Annotated in this window: 11 protein-coding genes; 3 read left to right on the top strand and 8 right to left on the bottom strand. The window is 55.7% G+C overall.

From position 1 onward, the window contains the following. Nucleotides 1-56: 56 nt before the first annotated feature. From A6X21_RS14580 to A6X21_RS14565, 3 genes are all read right to left on the bottom strand, one after another. Nucleotides 57-1,583, bottom strand: coding sequence for an Nramp family divalent metal transporter (locus A6X21_RS14580; RefSeq protein WP_083233620.1), 1,527 nt, complete (start codon nt 1,581-1,583; stop codon nt 57-59). Nucleotides 1,584-1,658: 75 nt separating this feature from the next. Then, the gene (locus A6X21_RS14575; protein WP_068849064.1) at nt 1,659-2,624 is read right to left on the bottom strand and encodes a 3-keto-disaccharide hydrolase; all 966 of its coding nucleotides are present in this window, start codon (nt 2,622-2,624) and stop codon (nt 1,659-1,661) included. Between the two features lie 403 nt (nt 2,625-3,027). After that, nucleotides 3,028-3,855 carry a hypothetical protein gene (locus A6X21_RS14565; RefSeq protein ID WP_068849059.1) on the bottom strand — a complete coding sequence of 276 codons (828 nt, stop codon included), beginning with the start codon at nt 3,853-3,855 and terminating at the stop codon, nt 3,028-3,030. A 339-nt stretch (nt 3,856-4,194) separates the two neighbouring features. On the opposite strand from A6X21_RS14565, the gene A6X21_RS14560 reads away from it, so the two are divergent. Continuing rightward, nucleotides 4,195-6,831, top strand: a complete 2,637-nt coding sequence (locus A6X21_RS14560) for a hypothetical protein (RefSeq protein WP_068849057.1) — start codon at nt 4,195-4,197, stop codon at nt 6,829-6,831. Nucleotides 6,832-7,042: 211 nt separating this feature from the next. Then, the gene (locus A6X21_RS14555; RefSeq protein WP_131818346.1) at nt 7,043-8,923 is read left to right on the top strand and encodes a coiled-coil domain-containing protein; all 1,881 of its coding nucleotides are present in this window, start codon (nt 7,043-7,045) and stop codon (nt 8,921-8,923) included. A gap of 213 nt (nt 8,924-9,136) precedes the next feature. Here the strand turns inward: A6X21_RS14555 and A6X21_RS14550 are convergent, their stop codons facing one another. The 5 genes from A6X21_RS14550 to A6X21_RS14530 all read right to left on the bottom strand — a co-directional run bounded on the left by A6X21_RS14550 (nt 9,137) and on the right by A6X21_RS14530 (nt 14,062). After that, a complete protein-coding gene (locus tag A6X21_RS14550) occupies nt 9,137-9,922 on the bottom strand; it encodes a class I SAM-dependent methyltransferase (protein WP_165603810.1) in 786 nt (261 codons plus the stop codon). A gap of 124 nt (nt 9,923-10,046) precedes the next feature. Next, complete coding sequence (locus A6X21_RS14545; RefSeq protein WP_068849053.1) at nt 10,047-12,056, bottom strand: acyl-CoA thioester hydrolase/BAAT C-terminal domain-containing protein; 2,010 nt, start codon at nt 12,054-12,056, stop codon at nt 10,047-10,049. Nucleotides 12,057-12,118: 62 nt separating this feature from the next. Next, nucleotides 12,119-12,397, bottom strand: a complete 279-nt coding sequence (locus tag A6X21_RS25045; protein ID WP_068849051.1) for a zinc ribbon domain-containing protein — start codon at nt 12,395-12,397, stop codon at nt 12,119-12,121. Between the two features lie 112 nt (nt 12,398-12,509). Beyond that, nucleotides 12,510-13,376: a glycerophosphodiester phosphodiesterase gene (locus tag A6X21_RS14535; protein ID WP_205847474.1), complete on the bottom strand. Its 867-nt coding sequence runs from the start codon at nt 13,374-13,376 to the stop codon at nt 12,510-12,512. Between the two features lie 134 nt (nt 13,377-13,510). Next, complete coding sequence (locus A6X21_RS14530) at nt 13,511-14,062, bottom strand: inorganic diphosphatase (protein WP_068849049.1); 552 nt, start codon at nt 14,060-14,062, stop codon at nt 13,511-13,513. 330 nt (nt 14,063-14,392) lie between these two features. Here A6X21_RS14530 and A6X21_RS14525 point away from each other — a divergent pair, with 330 nt between their 5' ends. Beyond that, nucleotides 14,393-16,054, top strand: a complete 1,662-nt coding sequence (locus tag A6X21_RS14525; RefSeq protein ID WP_068849047.1) for a serine/threonine protein kinase — start codon at nt 14,393-14,395, stop codon at nt 16,052-16,054. Nucleotides 16,055-16,269: the final 215 nt, after the last annotated feature.

The raw sequence follows: 16,269 nt of genomic DNA, 5'->3' as shown, positions 1-16,269 counted from the left end.
GTCGCAACTACTTACCAAAAAATGAGATGCGATCATTTCCATCGGTCGCTGATTTCTCAGAAAAGATTGACGACCAGCCTCGAGAGCTCGCGGAATTGCTGGGGAATCATCATCGAGGCCACGAAAAAGATGGCGATCGTCGCCACCCACAGCAGTCCATCGGTTAACCGGCTGGGCTGAAGTGCGGCGTGGATTTTCTGATAGCGGAAGTAAATCGTCGCGGCAGCAATCATCGGCAGTGTGATCGCCTGAGCGATCCCTCCCAGTTGCACCAGCAGCTTCGGATCATGCAGCACGAGGTAGAAAAACAGCGCCAGTATGGGAAAGAAGAGACAGAACCGCTGAATGATCTTGAGCCGCACTTGTGCGACTCCTGCAGGAGCTGCACCTGCCAGAATCACAAAGTCCGCCGCCAGTCGACTGTTCGCTGCACAGGCCAGGTAGAGCGTCTTGAAAAGGACGGCCCCTGCTCCCACGAGAAACAAAATCCGCGTCCACTGCCCGAATGGCCCTGCATACATATTCGCCAGCGTATTAATGAGCTGGCTTCCTTCGGGATGCAGGCCCTGGGGATGCAGCACAGCCGCACCCAGCAGATAAAACGCCACAGTCGAAATGGTGAAGACCACCATACTGACCCACGCATCGAGCTGCATGACTTTGATCCAGCCTTTGGCCCGGGCCTCCCATTCCGGCGAGCCATCGTACCGACCCACAAAGCGGGCATAGCCTTTCTCCAGGCACCAGTAGGGATAATAAAACAGCTCGGTCGCACCTACGCCGGTAATGCCAAAGACTGCAAAGGCAGTCATCATGCCCGCCGGGGGTGTTTGGAACTGAAAGCCGCTCGCCAGTTGATTCCAGGAGATCGAGTAGTCGGTCCACGCCAGAGCTGCGACAGCCAACATGGTGATCGTTGTCACACTCACCACAATGATCGTGGTGAGCCACTCGATCCGCCGATAACCACCCTGATAAATCAGCAGCATGGCTGCCAGGCAGGTGACAATCGCCCAGACAAGTTCAGGACGAGCGGCAAACAGGCCTTTTGTCGCAGGCACGAGCTGCACAATGCCGGCTGTGATCTGTTCAGAAAATCCCGGGAACGCCAGTTGTAAAACCTGTCCGACACCTCCTGTCATGCCACCTAACTGCATGACGGTGCAGAGCATCATCCCGAACCACCACCAGACGAGCCAATGCGTCGGAAAGATCCGCCCCGGCAATTCGTTGAGCGCCCCCAGTGTCGGCTTTCCCGACGAAATGGCATATCGGCCTAATTCCACCTGCACAAAGACCTTGATCACACAGCTGAACAGGATCAACCACAAGAAGACAAAGCCGTTTTTTGCGCCGAGAGAGGTGGTGAGAATCAACTCGCCAGAGCCGACGATTGTTCCAGCCAGAATGATTCCCGGGCCAATCTTCAGCAGTGCTGCCGCGAGTGACCTGGGCGGTTCCTGCACATCTTCCGGCGGGAGTGCATAAGGATCGTAAGCCGCAAGTTCTTCAGACATAGCCACTCGCTGAACATCCAAGAGTTCGTAATCATCGAGAAATCGACAGGAAATCCCGGTAAGCATAACGAATCATTGATGCTTTCGCGATGCGTCCTGAACCTCGAATGTCGCTGTCTGCCTGAGGCTCATCACATCGAGCTATCTGGCGGCCGGCGTGATCAGAAGCTGACGAAATTCGACGGGGCCATGATCTCCCTGAAGCATCAGTGGGCCGGGCTCGCTTTCGTGGCTATCGAGTGCTCCACCAGTAATCCCCGGGATCAGTTGGCGATCGATGACTCGTGTGCCATTCAACACCACAGTCACCCGGCGGCCCACCAGTGTGACCTCCAGTTTCTGCCACTGGTCAGGGCCCAGGGCCGCATTGTCGGAAGGTGTAAGAAAGCCATAGACCCCGCCGATGTTATGGCTGTCGATGGCCTTTCCCGAATGGTCTTCAATCTGCACTTCGTAGCGGCCACGAAGGTAGATTCCACTGTTGCTCCCTTTGGGGTAACGAAACTCGGCAAGCAGTTGGAAATCTTCAAACGTCTGTTCGGTCAACAGGTTATTCCCCGGCTTGGCATTGGTGAGGATGCCGTCAATGACCTGCCACCCATTGTTGGCCTTGGGAAACTGTGGCTTCCAGCCGGCAAGACCTTCTTTGGGAATCAGATTGATCGGTGTGCCCCAGGCGGTTGGAGAAGCATGATCGAGGGCCGGTGCTCTCTCGGCTGTCCAACTCAGGACTTCGCCCTGGCTCCCCGTGAGTTCGCCCTGTAGAAGATTTCCTTGCAGCGAACCTTTGATCTGAATGTTCTGCGAACCCCCTTCCCACTGAGGAGGAACCACGAACTGGAAGTTGTCGCCATTGACGACAACCTCTGAAATCGGACGAGCCGAGCCAAATTGCCCGACATATCGACCCACAATGGTTTTGCGTCCCGATTTCTCGAACTCCAGCCACGAAGGGAAAGTGGCACCATCGGCCGATTTCACCGTCACATCCCAGCGACCAGTCAGCCCGGGTTTGACTGTCTGCTGAGCAACAAGAGGTTCAATGCCATCCATCACTGCCAGGGCGCAGATCGTCAGAATCCAGGTGATCGTCTGTCGAAGTGTCATCTGCTCGAAACCTCAATAGCAATGGGTCGGAAAAGAGATGGTCGGAGAATCCTCTACGACCGAATTCTCTGCGACATTGGCGAGAGTTCGCGACACTTGTCAAGGAAGTTTGAAAGGAATACGTTTCCCGGGAAGCAACTGCGAGCTGTTAGTCGCGAACACATGCTTGCCCAGAGCTGCAAGCATGGCACACAGCTTACCACCCAAGACAAAATCGAAAGTGGTGGGAGGGCATGCTGATGGCGCGGCTTCTTGTTGTCGTGCCTTTGCACGACAACCCGGCCACAAGTTGGCCGGGCCACCCTTGGGTGGCAGTGGTGTGGCATCGACAGCCCAGAGCTGCAAGCATGGCACACAGCCGAAGAAAAATGGGTCAGCGCTTTGGATCAGCGTGAGCCAGGGTTCAGCGGTAGATCCACTCAGGTTCGCCATCGAGGCGGATTTCGAATTCTTTCTGATCGAATTCGTCGCCGGGACGCCAGTACTTTTGCATCAGCGTTTTGTGCTGCACCAGTGGCTGTCCATCGGGCCCTTCAATGGTACGAATCCCATTGGAAAAACCGGTGAGATAGACGGTGTAGCGTTTGGCCTTCGGATTCACATTGCGAAAAATCGCCACGCCGGAGATCGCCTGCTCATCGGGTGATTTGGGTTCTGCGGCGGGAGGAATGGGAGCCACAGCTTCCACAGAATTCTGGAAGGTAAACTTTTCGCGTTTGTTGATGGCCGCCAGTGCTTCGGGGCAAATCGTGTCCTGGATCACTTCGGGAGTTTCCGATTGTGTCACCAGTGTGAATTCGGGAACGAACATGGGTGGCAGAACGGGCGGATCAAACTCATTGACGGGCTGGTTGTCGACTTCCCGTTGTGCAATCGGGCGATTGAAGGCGCGATACGTCATGTACCAGATATATTCGGGCTTCTTTTCGCCCGTTTTCGGATCTGTCACTTCGACCACGATCTGCCGCATGGGTTTGAAAGCGATATCCATGACCCACAGATCACTCTGGGCCACACGTTCTTCGGCTGTCGAAACACCTTTGACAAGCTGCTCGCCACCCAGCAGCACCTGGGCTGATGCCTCCTGCGTGAAAAGCAGGCCTGTGCTGAGTGCAGTCACAGCCAGCAGGCTTCTCACAGCTTTTCCAGCCCATGGGGCCGAACCAACAATTGTGTTCACGAGAGAGTTCGCCCGGCAGATTGCTGTCTGGTCGTTATTCAAGCGTGTCATGCAAAGCTCCGATCAGCAGATCCTGTGCGGTTCTGGCTGTCTCACAATCAGTCATAGCGAGGAAATCTCTGCGAACCCCGATTGACCTGCCTTCTGACCTGAGCAGAAGAGTCAACCAGGCTCACTCAGTTTCCATGTGGACAATCTTCCTAGATATAGAAACGTCAGCCAGAGGGGGTCAAGCCGCGATCGTCGCAACTCCTCTCGAATTGCAGAGTTCCTGCGGCTGTGGAACCGGTCGTAGCTGGATTTCCTGAAAATCGGTGCTGTCTCTACGGATTTTTGAACGGATCGGCTGGTCGATCCCCACTTCTATAGTGTGGAGCCTGGCGGAAGAGCATGCCAGTTCAAATTCTGTCGATGACAACGATTTTGCGGGGCGCAATGATGCGACTGACTTTACGGACACTTCTGGCCTATCTGGATGACGTGTTGCCACCCGCCGCAGCGAAAGCCCTTGGAGAGCGGATTCGCGAAAGTGACGATGTCCAGCAACTCGTCAGCCGCATTCGAGAAGTGATCCGCAAACGGCGTCTGAACGCTCCCGCGATCTTTCCGGATGGTTCGGGTCAGAATCATGTCGATGCAAATTTTGTGGCCGAATATCTGAACGATCTTCTGACGCCTGAACAGGTTGTGGCCATCGAGAGCCTTTGTCTTGAGTCAGATGTCCATCTGGCAGAAGTGGCAGCCTGCCACCAGATTCTCACACTCGCTGCGGCTGAACCTGTGACATTCACCGCGGCGGCCCGCGAACGTCTATACGCCCTGATGGATGGGACACCCATCGAAGTTGAAAATGCTTCCACAGCCAGTGCATCCACTGCTGGTCGTCCTGCGACAGGCGAGGCCACGGATGCAGCCCAGGCGGATGCTCCACAAAATGGTGAGGGTGATGGCTTCAAGATTGGCGATTCCCGCAAAACCACAGGAATCGATCTGGAAAAGCTGGGGACGAACGCAGGTCGTTCGGCGGGTGTGGCTGCCACTTCGCGGCAGATGTCGCCTGCTACAACAGGGAGCGAAGGCAAACAGCCTCAGCGGGAAAAGTTGAGTGTTCAGGCTGAACTGGATTTCTCTCGGCCAGTCGAAGAATCCCGATGGTCACGCCGGGTCCTTCCGATGGTGGCTGTTGTCGCAGTCGGGGTGGCCTGGCTGGCGATCCTGCTGCGTGATCCAGGACTTAAAGAGGGTGTCACCGGACGCAAGCCCGCAGGAACTCAGGCCCCCACAGCGATCTCTGCCACCACGGCAATTTCTGCCCCAGGCGCAAACTCGGGAGGTGAATTGGCTGCCAATGCGGCTGCTCCAGCGAATACTCCTGAGAGCAATCCTCCTGCCGTTGCGGCAGCCAGTGGGAATGGGCCAGCAGGAGCGGCGACTCCTCAAGCCGAGGGTGGCACAGCACCGGCTGTCGCTGGCAATTCATCGGTCAATCCTGCGGCCAATCCTGCCACAGTAACTCCAGAATCAGCGAATGTCGTGGCGATGGCTCCCGGGACTTCCAACCCGGAGGCCGGAAAGACATCGACTGCCAATTCTCCAGCCAATGCAACTCCGGTAGCCGCCAATACAGGGAATGCCGCGACAGCATCTGCCAATCTCCCGGCAGCGGCGCAGAGTGCAGCTTTACCTGCGGCAGTTCTGCCTGCCACCACAGCCCCGGATTCCGGGAATGCGACAAAATCCACGAGTACAGGCCGGCCGGAAATTCCCGGGGAATCGTTCCTTCCTGGCACCACTATCGCCTACGCTTCAACCGAGAGTGTGGCGATTACGCGAGATGAAGAGACCGCAACCTGGAAGCGGGTCGTTCCTCAACAACAGATGACTGTGGGGACTGTGCTCGTCGTGCCAGAACCCTTTGAAGCCCGCTTTGAAGTGGCAGTCAATCAACGTGCCGGGGCGGCTGTTTCCCCAGAAGCTCGCCCGGCTGCAGTCTTGCAGTTGGATGTCCTTCCGGGTTCTGTCATTCGATGGGGCGGAGCCGTCGGCAATGCTCCTGCTTCTCTGCTGGTGGAGCGAGGACGTGTGAGCCTCAAAGGGATCTCCGGGCAGGAAGCTGCCTTGGGCAAAATCGAGTGGGCCTTTCAGGTCGGTTCGACGGTCGTGAAAGTTATCCCGACATCAGCCGATCTCATCGCGGGTGTAGAAGTTCAATGGCGTGAGCCCACGCGGTTTGAGCAGGATCTGGGGCTGAATCGACTCACCGGCGGGTTGTACATTGCCCGGGGAAGTGCCAATGTGATCGTCGGGCAAGGTGAAGCTCGTCAAGTCTCCCAGGGGATGTTCACCACGCTGACGAATATCAGCCAGCAGCCGGAACATCTCTCAGCCACACCTCCCATCTCACCGGCATTGCCCGAATGGCTGACTGTCGACTCGCGACCTCTTTCTCCCGCGATTAAGCGATTCGCATCATTGTTTGAAAAGGAGTTCGCCGTTGGTGCCGCGATCGATCTGAATATGCTGGCTCTGGTCGTTGATCCCCGTCCTAAAATGGCCGAACTTGGTGTGCAGACGTTAGGGCTCATGGGGCGGATGGATGGCTTGGTGGAAGCTCTGGCAAAATCCGAACATGAAGAAGCCCGCATGAGTGCCTTCATCATGCTGCGGGAATGGCTGGGGCATTTGCCAGCCGCAGGGAGCGTGATTCGCGAAGAACTTTCCAGCGAATATGCCGAAGCCGAGGCGAATTCTGTCTACCGGCTCTTGTGGGGTTATTCTCCAGCCGATGCCCGTAATCGCCTCACATCTCAGGAATTAGTGGATTACCTGGGGAATGGCCGCGTCGAGATCCGTGAGATGGCGTTTTACTACATCCAGAAGCTCACGGGAAAACGCCTCGATTACCGTCCACTCGATAATCCCAGCCGGCGGGAAGCGGCACTCCAGAAGTGGTACAGCGTTCTGCAGAAGGATGGAGCACTGCTGCCGAATACCCCTGTGGATGCGAAAATTCCCGAAGGAACCTGATGGGAATTCGGCAGAAATCGCCGGTGAAGGGCCTGATTCTGCACGCGAGGCGGAATCTACGCCCCTCTGAAAGAAACTCTCATTGTCGATTCATACTCATCTGGGCCATACTACGGTCTACAACGCCCCATTTTGACGAATTTCTTTTCGGCCAGGCCCAATGAAAAAGCCTGGGCAGGCCGACCGATCTTTTCAGGGAAAGGATTCCCTCATGTCTGTTTCTGATTCAACGTCTTCCCAGGAAGGTGCCTTCCCTGCGGGCTCGCAGCGAGTGGGGACACGCGCTGTGGATGGTCAATTGACCCCACGTTTTGACGGCCCGCACTTTTCGATGCGCGGCGCACGCCATGCCAGTGCATCTTCAACGGATAGTCTGGCCACGCGTCAACACCGCGAAACAAACCCTCCCGATGCCACCCCATTTCCGGAATCTCCCACTCCAGAATTTCCACAGAGACCGGATTCACAGCTTTTGTGGCAGGCCGGGCAGCTTGTCGAAACGTTACAGCAGCAGATTGCTGATATCGCCCGCCGCGAAGAACTGGTGGCCTCGCAGATCCAGCAATTCGAAGAAGATCAGCGGCACTTCCGATTACTCATGGCCAGTCAGCAGGCGAGCCTTCATGAACGCGAACTCGAACTGCGCGAGCGGGAACGAGAAGTGGCCATTCGCTGGGGAAGTTTTGAAGCACAGATCGGCCAGCTCGAGAAGCGACGCCGGGAACTGGAAGCTGCTGCCGGAGAGGTCGAACGTCAACGCTCGCAATTGCGGCAGCAGATGCAGGCCGAGTTAGAAACCCGGCGTCAAGAACTGGCTCAAGGGGAAGAAAAACTCGCGCGTGGTCAGCAGCAACTCAATCAGTTGATCGAGATTCACGAGCTGCAACTGGCGGAGCGCGCTGAAAAGCTCGAAAAGGACTTCCGCAAGGAGCGGGAAGATCTCTGGAAAAAGCTCGCCGATGAATGGGAAGAGCAACGCATCAAATTCGAGCGGCAGCAGGCCGAATGGTGTTCCGAACGGGATGCCGAACGCGAGCGGCTCGACCGGCAGAAAGAGATCTATGATCGCGCGTTAGGCGAGATTGATAACGAACTGAGTGCAGCCCGTCAGGCTCAGTTGCAGGAATTCGCCGCGTTGCGGGAAGAGCAAACGGCTCGACTGCGCGAAGAACAGCTCGCGTGGGAGCAAAAGCTCGCGCTGGATGAACAGAACTATCATCGCGAGCGGGCACTGCTCGACAATCGATTGAAGTTTCAGCAGGATCATCTCGAAAAAGTCAAACAGGAGCTGGAAGCTGCACAAAATCAGTTCCGCGAGACGCGCCAGCGTGAACGTCAGCGGCTCGAAGATGACACGATGCAGCTCGAACGGCGTTCGCGGCAACTTGCGGCTTATCGGGAAGCGCTCGACGAAAAAGCTGGTTCGCTGGCTCGAGAACGCGAACTGCTGGCACAACAGCGGGGTTCGATTGAGAACAGCGTCCATAAAGACCGCCAGAGCTTCCTGATGGAGAAGCAGGCGTGGGAACAGGAGCGCTCACTCCAGCAGGCCGAAGTTCGCCGTCAGCAGGAGTTGCTCACGGTCCATGCGGAAAGTCTTGAAACACGCCGGGTGCGTCTGGAGGCATTAAGGGCTGAGCTGGAAGTGACTCATCGCTCGACACTCGAATTGCGCCTGGCTCTGGAAGAGACCTGGATGCAGCTCTCGGAAAGCCTGGGCGAGCAGCGCACGAAAGAACGCGTTGAACGTTCCCGATTATCGATTGCTCAGCACTATGAGATGCTGCAGAACTCACTCGAAGAACAGCGTATGGAAATGCGGGCCGCCTTCGAGCGGTTTGAACAGCAAAGGCTCGAATTCCAGCAGGAGCGTCAACAGCTCATGCGCTGGATCACCGAACGCGACGAGTCGATCCGTCTGAGAGAAAGTGAACTCGCGACCAAAGCGATTGCACAGGCCGAGGCCGACGCCATTCGTGAAAACGAGCGGCAGCGCTGGCTGCAGGAAAAACTTTCCAGCGAACTCAAGATCCGCCAGCTCGTCGAGCAGCTCAACCAGCTACCCACTCAACGACCGATGTTCGATCTGTAATTCACGCCCTGACCCCTTCTCCCGTTCCGACGGGAGAAGGCCGGAATGAGGGCGAGTCCGCACGTTTTGGTCGCACAATCCACGAGCGATCCTATCGCGGGATGCTTTTCATCTTTCGCGATGAGCAGTCCAACGGTGCCCCAGCCAACCAGCCGTTTTTCAATGTCCCTTTGGATACAAAGCCGGCGGGAACGATGCTTAACTCGCAATCGATTACTGGCACACTCTTGAGAGATGTTTCTTCAGAATAAAGATCCCCTCGCCCTCACCTTTGGTCGACTTTCGATGCAGATAGAACTCGACATCAAAAGGGAACTTGAGTTCCATCTGCAAGGCACTCAGCCACGCCCACATCCCAGCCTGTGACCAGCAGTGATAATGAATGTTGCACTCAGTTCGAATCAGATGTTCGACATGCGCCTCAAGTGCCGCTGGTTCCGTCACCTGATCGACGAGCCGGGCATACTCGACAAAGTGATCTCGTCGTGACCAGGCCGGACCTTCCCGATAGTCTCGCAACAGATGCTCGACAGTTGTCTCTGGCCGATGCCGATCAAACGTACCCCGCATATCCGGGATCGTCAGATAAATCACGCCCCCTGGCTTGACGACACGCAGGAAGTTTTCGATCACCGAGATCGGGTTTTCGGCATGCTCAATCATATGGTTGGCAATCACGAAATCCTGCGATTCATTCGCCAACGTCGCCAATGTCTCGCCATTGTCGATGATCGCCGGGCGCACGATCCCTTTTTTAGCCATGGTCGGATAGGCGCGAATCAGATCGTCATACGACATTCGATCCACATAAGTCACGCGGGCAGCGGCTGGCACCTTGAGAGGATTGTGCAAAGCACCAATCTCGATCCCTTCGCCACACAGGTACTCTTCGGCCACTCCCCGCCGGCCAAACAGCCGGGTCGATCCCGCCGCAGATCCCCATGATCTGGCAGAACCCTGCGAACCTGCCAGCCGATTCCATAAAGTGCCCAGACCCATGCTTGCCATCCCTTCCCTGAAGACAGACTTCATGGGAGGAACTGTAGCTCTGAACAGACTTTTTCAGCAAGGTGGGTTTTCAATGGCCAGCCGCCCGGGCGAGTCGATGGATGACAACCATCCCTCATTTCCCTTTGCGAGCCGCTTCCTCCTGTTGCAGTGATTTCCGGATCGCTTCGTTGAAAGCTTTCTCATGCTCAGTAGGCGTAAGTGGGGAATTTGACATCTGGCTTTTTGAGTACTCGCCACCTTCCCAGCGCAAATTGCGGATCTCGCGCGGCCCCTCCCAGGCCTTAGCGTCGACTTTGACCAATTGCCCGGATCTGGTCGTCTGTCCGGCAGGACTGATGCTCAACTCGCAAACCGTCTGCCAGTCATGAATTGGCATGGAGAATTTTGGGTCAGTGACAGCCAGTTCCTCCAGACTTACCACAACGGTCTGCCAATCGGTCGAACCCTTCAACGGCTTGATCACGCTGTAACTTACCGCTGGCTTGCCCGGCTCATAAGCGCCCCACTCGTTGCAGTGAACACTCACGACCAGCGAGTTATCTGTGTGACAACGAATGTCGAACAACAGTCTGGCACCATTCGGCCCACGCCACTTAACATCCTTCACCTTACGTGTCGAGGCGCTCCAGAGGTGGGGATGATCCCTGTTGATCAAATACCAGTCGTGCCACCCGCGTGCTCCATCATCAATCAGCCGCTGCGGAGAGTCCGTCACCATCACACCAGCCGCTTTCAGCTCAACAGGCCCCGCAGAAAGGACCCGCGAACTGAGCTTGTAGGTATCAGGCAGGTGGTAACTCCTCGAGACTGTGCGATAACGATCCGGCATCTCATACGTCACATCCGCATAGACGAAGAGGGGCTGGTCGAGACTCATCACCGGACATCTGGCCTGCCATTGCCCGCCATTTTTCTCGGCCCTGGCATCTCGCCAGAACCGTGTCAGTTCGTGCGGATCGAGAGCATAGTAGATGGCGACATTCTGCACCCCTTGCGATCCATCGGGCACAACTGTAACCAGCGGTACGCCATCCTCGGTCTTCAACTGCAGTTCGATTCGGGGTGTCTCCGGCATTTTGAAGGCACCTTTCAAGTGCTCCTCAAACCACAGGAACTGTGTCACTTCATGTTCTGGTGTATGACGATGATTGAAATGTGGCGAGATGCTCAGGCGGAACCGCTCATCGGGTACCTCTCGCCAGTTCCAGGCCATGTTGTCAATATGCGCATGGAAGTCGTTGGTTGGCGAAAGCCACAGCACAGGGCATGTGAGCCGCGGGATATACGCGTTGTCCGAAATGCATGCGAGTTTCATTGCAGAGATTTTTGTTTTCAGACCTCCCGGCAGGTCGGCCTGCAACTCAGTGAGATCGCCCGCACCACCACAAGAGGGGACAGCCACCCGCACCCGCTTGTCGATTGCCGCAAGATTCGTCGTGAGCTTGCCGCCCATGGAATGTCCGCAAACGCCAATCAGCGAACCATCGATTTCTGGTTGTGATTCAAGGAATGTGATCGCACGCCTGGCAGCCATCAACACCAGGAACCAGTTACTATTCCGTGGCGAAACGACTGCATCCAGCGTGTATTCGTCAGGCGTCAACTCACTCACAAAGTGATTTGCTTTGTTCCGCTGAGGCGGGTGTGTGGCATCAAGTCGACCCCAATCGGTTTGAGGCCCCTCGTACTTCACGACGGCTCGACCAAAGTTCAAGGGGTTGCCTCCCCAGTTAATCGACATGCTCGCGTAACCGCGCACTGTATCTCTCAGCACGCTGTCAAAGCCGGCCGATTGTCCCCCGCCATGGATCGAGAGCAGTGCTGGTAACTTCTGCCCTCCTTGAGGAAATGCATAAAACGCCGCCACTTTCGCCGGTGCACCTTTGAAAACACCAACCTGAAATCGCACCAGACGACACACAGCGCCATCCTGCTCCCATTCCTTGAGGACCTCGACTTCCAAGGGCTCTTGGCGAGGATCGAAGTCTGCCCAAAGTTCATCCAGATTGGCGGGCACTCGACCATTCACAAGAGGCGGCAACGTCTCGGCCTGAATGGCTGTCGAAAACAAAGCGTTCGTGCACACCAAAAGGCTAAACAGATAGAACAGCAAGGATTTCATGGATGCTCCGCTCAGGCTGGATAATTCCACATGTTCTCAGCACACACTCAGGCCATCAGCCGTTACCACCTTAAGCTCAAGAGCAACATTGTGAACAGCAACAGCCCGACAATGGCATAGACCCACCAGCTTTTCGAAATTGCACTACCGGATCGGCTGATGTATTCACCACAGAACGGGCAACGAACCGCATCCTCATAAACATCCGCGTGGCAATGCGGGCACTCCATGTACTCAGGTTCTTCGTCATCCACCTGATCATAGGTGTCATCTTCGTAAGACCAGTCCTTGGGCTTTTTTCCCTTCTTCCACCAGTCGTCATCATCTTCGGCAATACTCATGATGCACTCGGGAATCAGGAACGTGACATGTCGGTCTTTGCTGCATTTCGTTGTGTCGGGTGCATGGAGTTCTTACGGCATGCACCAGCTTTATCTTACGACACCCCAGTGATCACTTCGCAGCAGGTTTGGCCAGTTCTGCACGCAGAAATGCCGGTCGATTGGTCGTAATGCTGTCCACGCCCGCTTCGCACATGGCCCGAGCCAACTCAGGATCATCAACTGTCCAGACATGCATTTCGAGACCCGCCTGACGAATGGTCTCGACAAACTTCCGGTCGATATCGGTGGTCGCCGAAAGATCGACACCATGAACACCCAGACGTCTGGCGGTCTGCACAAGTTCTTCAGCAGTCGGTGGCGTTTTGTCGCCACTTTTCGGCTTCTTGATGTCGGCGAGATAATACACCCTATGTTCAGGAATCTGCTCGCGGACAGCCTGACACACAGCGGCCTGAAAACAGATCACCACGATCGCTTCGGGTGGCTGCCCCGATTTCGCAAACTCCTCTTTCAAATAAGGCACAATCTCCGGCCCGCACTTCACCTCCACCAGCATGCGTTTGCCTTGCGGAATGCTCGCCAACGCTTCAGCCAGTCGAGGAATCTTCGTCCCGGCATACTTCGGAGATTTCCAGGCACCGGCATCCTGCGTCGAAAGCTCTGCCCACGTCTGCTCCGCCACTGGTCGATCAACACCAGTTGTCCGTTTGGTCGTCTTGTCATGCAACAGCACAACTTCTCGATCTTTGCTCAAGTAAACATCGATCTCGACCAGATCAGCACCTTGTTCCCACCCGAGCAGTACAGCCGGCATCGTGTTTTCCGGAGCATCGTGCGAGGCACCGCGATGAGCCACAATTTCCACTCTTCGCATGGTGCGAGTTTCCTCACTCTGCAGATTTGCCCCGTAGAAACTGGCACCACAAAACCAGACCAGAGCCAACAGCACCAGCCCCGAATTTCGACTTGCAGACACAGACCCTCCCCTCAGTGAGAGTGCAAACTCAGCCAGACGACGCAGAAATCGACCGGGGCCGATCAATCGTCCTTGGACCTGGTTTTGTTCTACCTGGTTTTGTTCTACCTGGTTTCGTTCTATTCGGCTTCGTTCTACTTGGCTTCACGAAAACCACGTCGACGTTCCAGACTGTACCTTTCCAGTGCTTCGCGAATAATCGGGAAGCAGGTTTCGGCACTGGTCAGATCATCAACTTCGACCTGCTTTCCTTCCAGCATTTTATAATCCTGAAAGAAGCGGCGAATCATCGCCAGTCGATGAGGTGGTAACTCACTCGCTTCATGAAACGAGTTGAATTCCGGGTCATGCGTTGCCACAGCCAGAATCTTATGATCCCGCTTGCCGCAGTCGATCATCGTCATCAGACCAATCGCCCGTGCTTCCACCAGCGTCAGCGGATCGACCGGCTCCTGACACAGCACCAGCACATCCAGCGGGTCGTCATCCTCAGCCATCGTCTGCGGAATAAAACCATAGTTGGCCGGGTAGTAGACAGCCGAGTGCAGCATGCGATCCAGTCGCAGCATACCGGTCTGCTTGTCCAGCTCGTACTTGACGCTGGAACCCCGGGGGATCTCAATAATTGCGGTGAACTCTGAAGGAAGATCTTCACCAGGTGTTACGTCATGCCAGGCGTGAGTCATTCACGCAGCTCCTGTTAGCTGTTTCTACAAACGATTCGGAAAGGGAGCCGCAATTCAACTGCGAGCACACACCAGAAGTCTACCGCACAGAGAACGGCAGTGCACGATGGGTCTGCTCACAGTTTCAAGAATTTCCATCCTTGAGACAGTCACCAATTTCACCCATGACAGAGCTGCTCGCGGATGATTATCCTCAGATCAGAGATTTCCTGCGGCAAACGACTCCAAACCACAAAAATCTCATCCATTCCTTAAAATAGATTCTTGAGCGATCGTTTTCAGTCACTTCTCATAAAATTTCCTCCACCCTCTCATAAGCAAATCTGTCGCATGCTCCCTGATCGCATTGGCAATTACATCATCGAGCGACAACTCGGCTCAGGAGGCATGGGGAACGTCTATCTCGGACGTGACGATGCCACCGGAGCCTTCGCCGCCATTAAAGAATTGCCCGCTTCATTGGCACGCGAAGAAGGTTTCGTCGCCAGGTTCCATCGCGAGATTGAAGTCCTCCGCTCACTCAATCATCCGCAGATTGTTCGCCTTTACGGCTGCGGAACTGATCGCGATACCCACTACTACGCCATGGAGTACGTCGAAGGCGAAACACTCACCCAACGCCTGAAACGCGAAAAACGCATCCCCTGGCGCGAAGTGGTTTCCCTCGGCATTCTCATTTGCGGTGCTCTCAAAGCCGCCCACGATATCGGCGTCATCCATCGCGATCTCAAACCGTCGAACCTCCTCCTCACCCCCGATGGGAAGGTCAAACTCACCGATTTCGGCGTCGCTCAAGTCTTTGCCAGTGGCAAACTCACAGCCACCGGTGGCGTCATTGGCACAGCCGAGTATATGTCCCCCGAACAGGCTCAGGGGGCCAGATCATCCCGCCGCAGCGATCTTTATTCGCTGGGCTCTGTCCTCTATGTCATGCTCGTGGGCAAACCCCCTTTTCAGGGGAGCAGTGCCGCCGAAATTCTCAATAAACACCGCTTCGGCCAGTTCGATAAGCCCAAATCCTTCCTCCCCGAGCTCCCCAGCCTCGTGGATGAAATCGTTTGTCAGCTACTTGAAAAAGATCCCTCAAAACGTCCGCCGGATGCCTACGTCCTCGGGAAAAAACTGCAGGAAATCCAAAGGCGTGTCGACTTCCAGATCGAAGCGGCTCAAGGGACATATCACTCCCGGCTCGAAGGGGGAGAAACCACCTCACGTCAACCCGCAGGAAGTCCCTCCAGCGATTTCCCACCCATCGAACTCGGCCCCACGTTCGTTCGCGATCTCGTTCGCGCTGAAATCGATCTGCAGAATCGCCAGAGTCTCTTTTCACGAATTCTCAACAACACATACGTCCTCGTGATACTGTTTGCTTTAGTGACAGGAGGTGGCGTCTATCTGTTCCTCAACACCGGTATTGAGCCCGAAGAACAGTTCGAGATTGCCAAAGATCTGCTCGAAGGCCCGCCGGGCCCCGCCTGGTTCCGTGCCCGCGACCAGTATCTCATTCCTCTGTTGCAATCCGATCCCGTCCGCTGGCGCGATCAGGTCGAGCCTTACCTGCAAAAGATCGAGGTCTACCAGATCGAGTCGACCATTCTCCCCTCGAGGCGAAGGGATCGAGTCGATCCTCCGGCTTCTGAGCCCGAGCGGCTTTTACGCCTGGCCCGCGCTCAACTCGATGCCGGAGATGTCCCTGCCGCCAAAAAGACCTTTGAATCTTTGCGCGTGCTGCTCGAAGGGAATGGCCAGTACCAGGTGCTCAAGACGATTGTCAATAATCAGATCGAAGCTCTCGAAAGGCAGCAGGTCTCACGAGCCGAACGGGATGCATTCATACAGACATCCTTCGAGCGAGCCGAAAAGTTCCATACCTCGGGTCAACTCGACAATGCCCGCCAGATCTGGCAAGGGATCATCACTCTCTACCAGGATGACCCGACGGCCACACAATGGGTCGAACAGGCCCAAAGTCTGCTCGATAACTCGCGATAAAGTGTTGTCTTTCACACACCACTCTGCCGGCGTGATGCTCGATGTGTGGCTACGGTCAAACGTCTTCGTTTGCCCGCAGATCATTGGACACTGATTGTTGACGCTGTGAGCGACCTGTGGCTATGGGCGGATGAAGACATCCGACGCCAGCCATCCTTTTCTCCTTCTCTCACGCGGGCGAGGGCTTTTTACTCCTTCTCCCGTTCCGACGGGAG

This window comes from Planctopirus hydrillae (genome assembly GCF_001707835.1).
Classification (GTDB): Bacteria; Planctomycetota; Planctomycetia; order Planctomycetales; family Planctomycetaceae; genus Planctopirus; species Planctopirus hydrillae.
The sequence above is the reverse complement of the archived record's forward strand: the minus strand, read 5'-3'. Positions and strand labels throughout refer to the sequence as shown.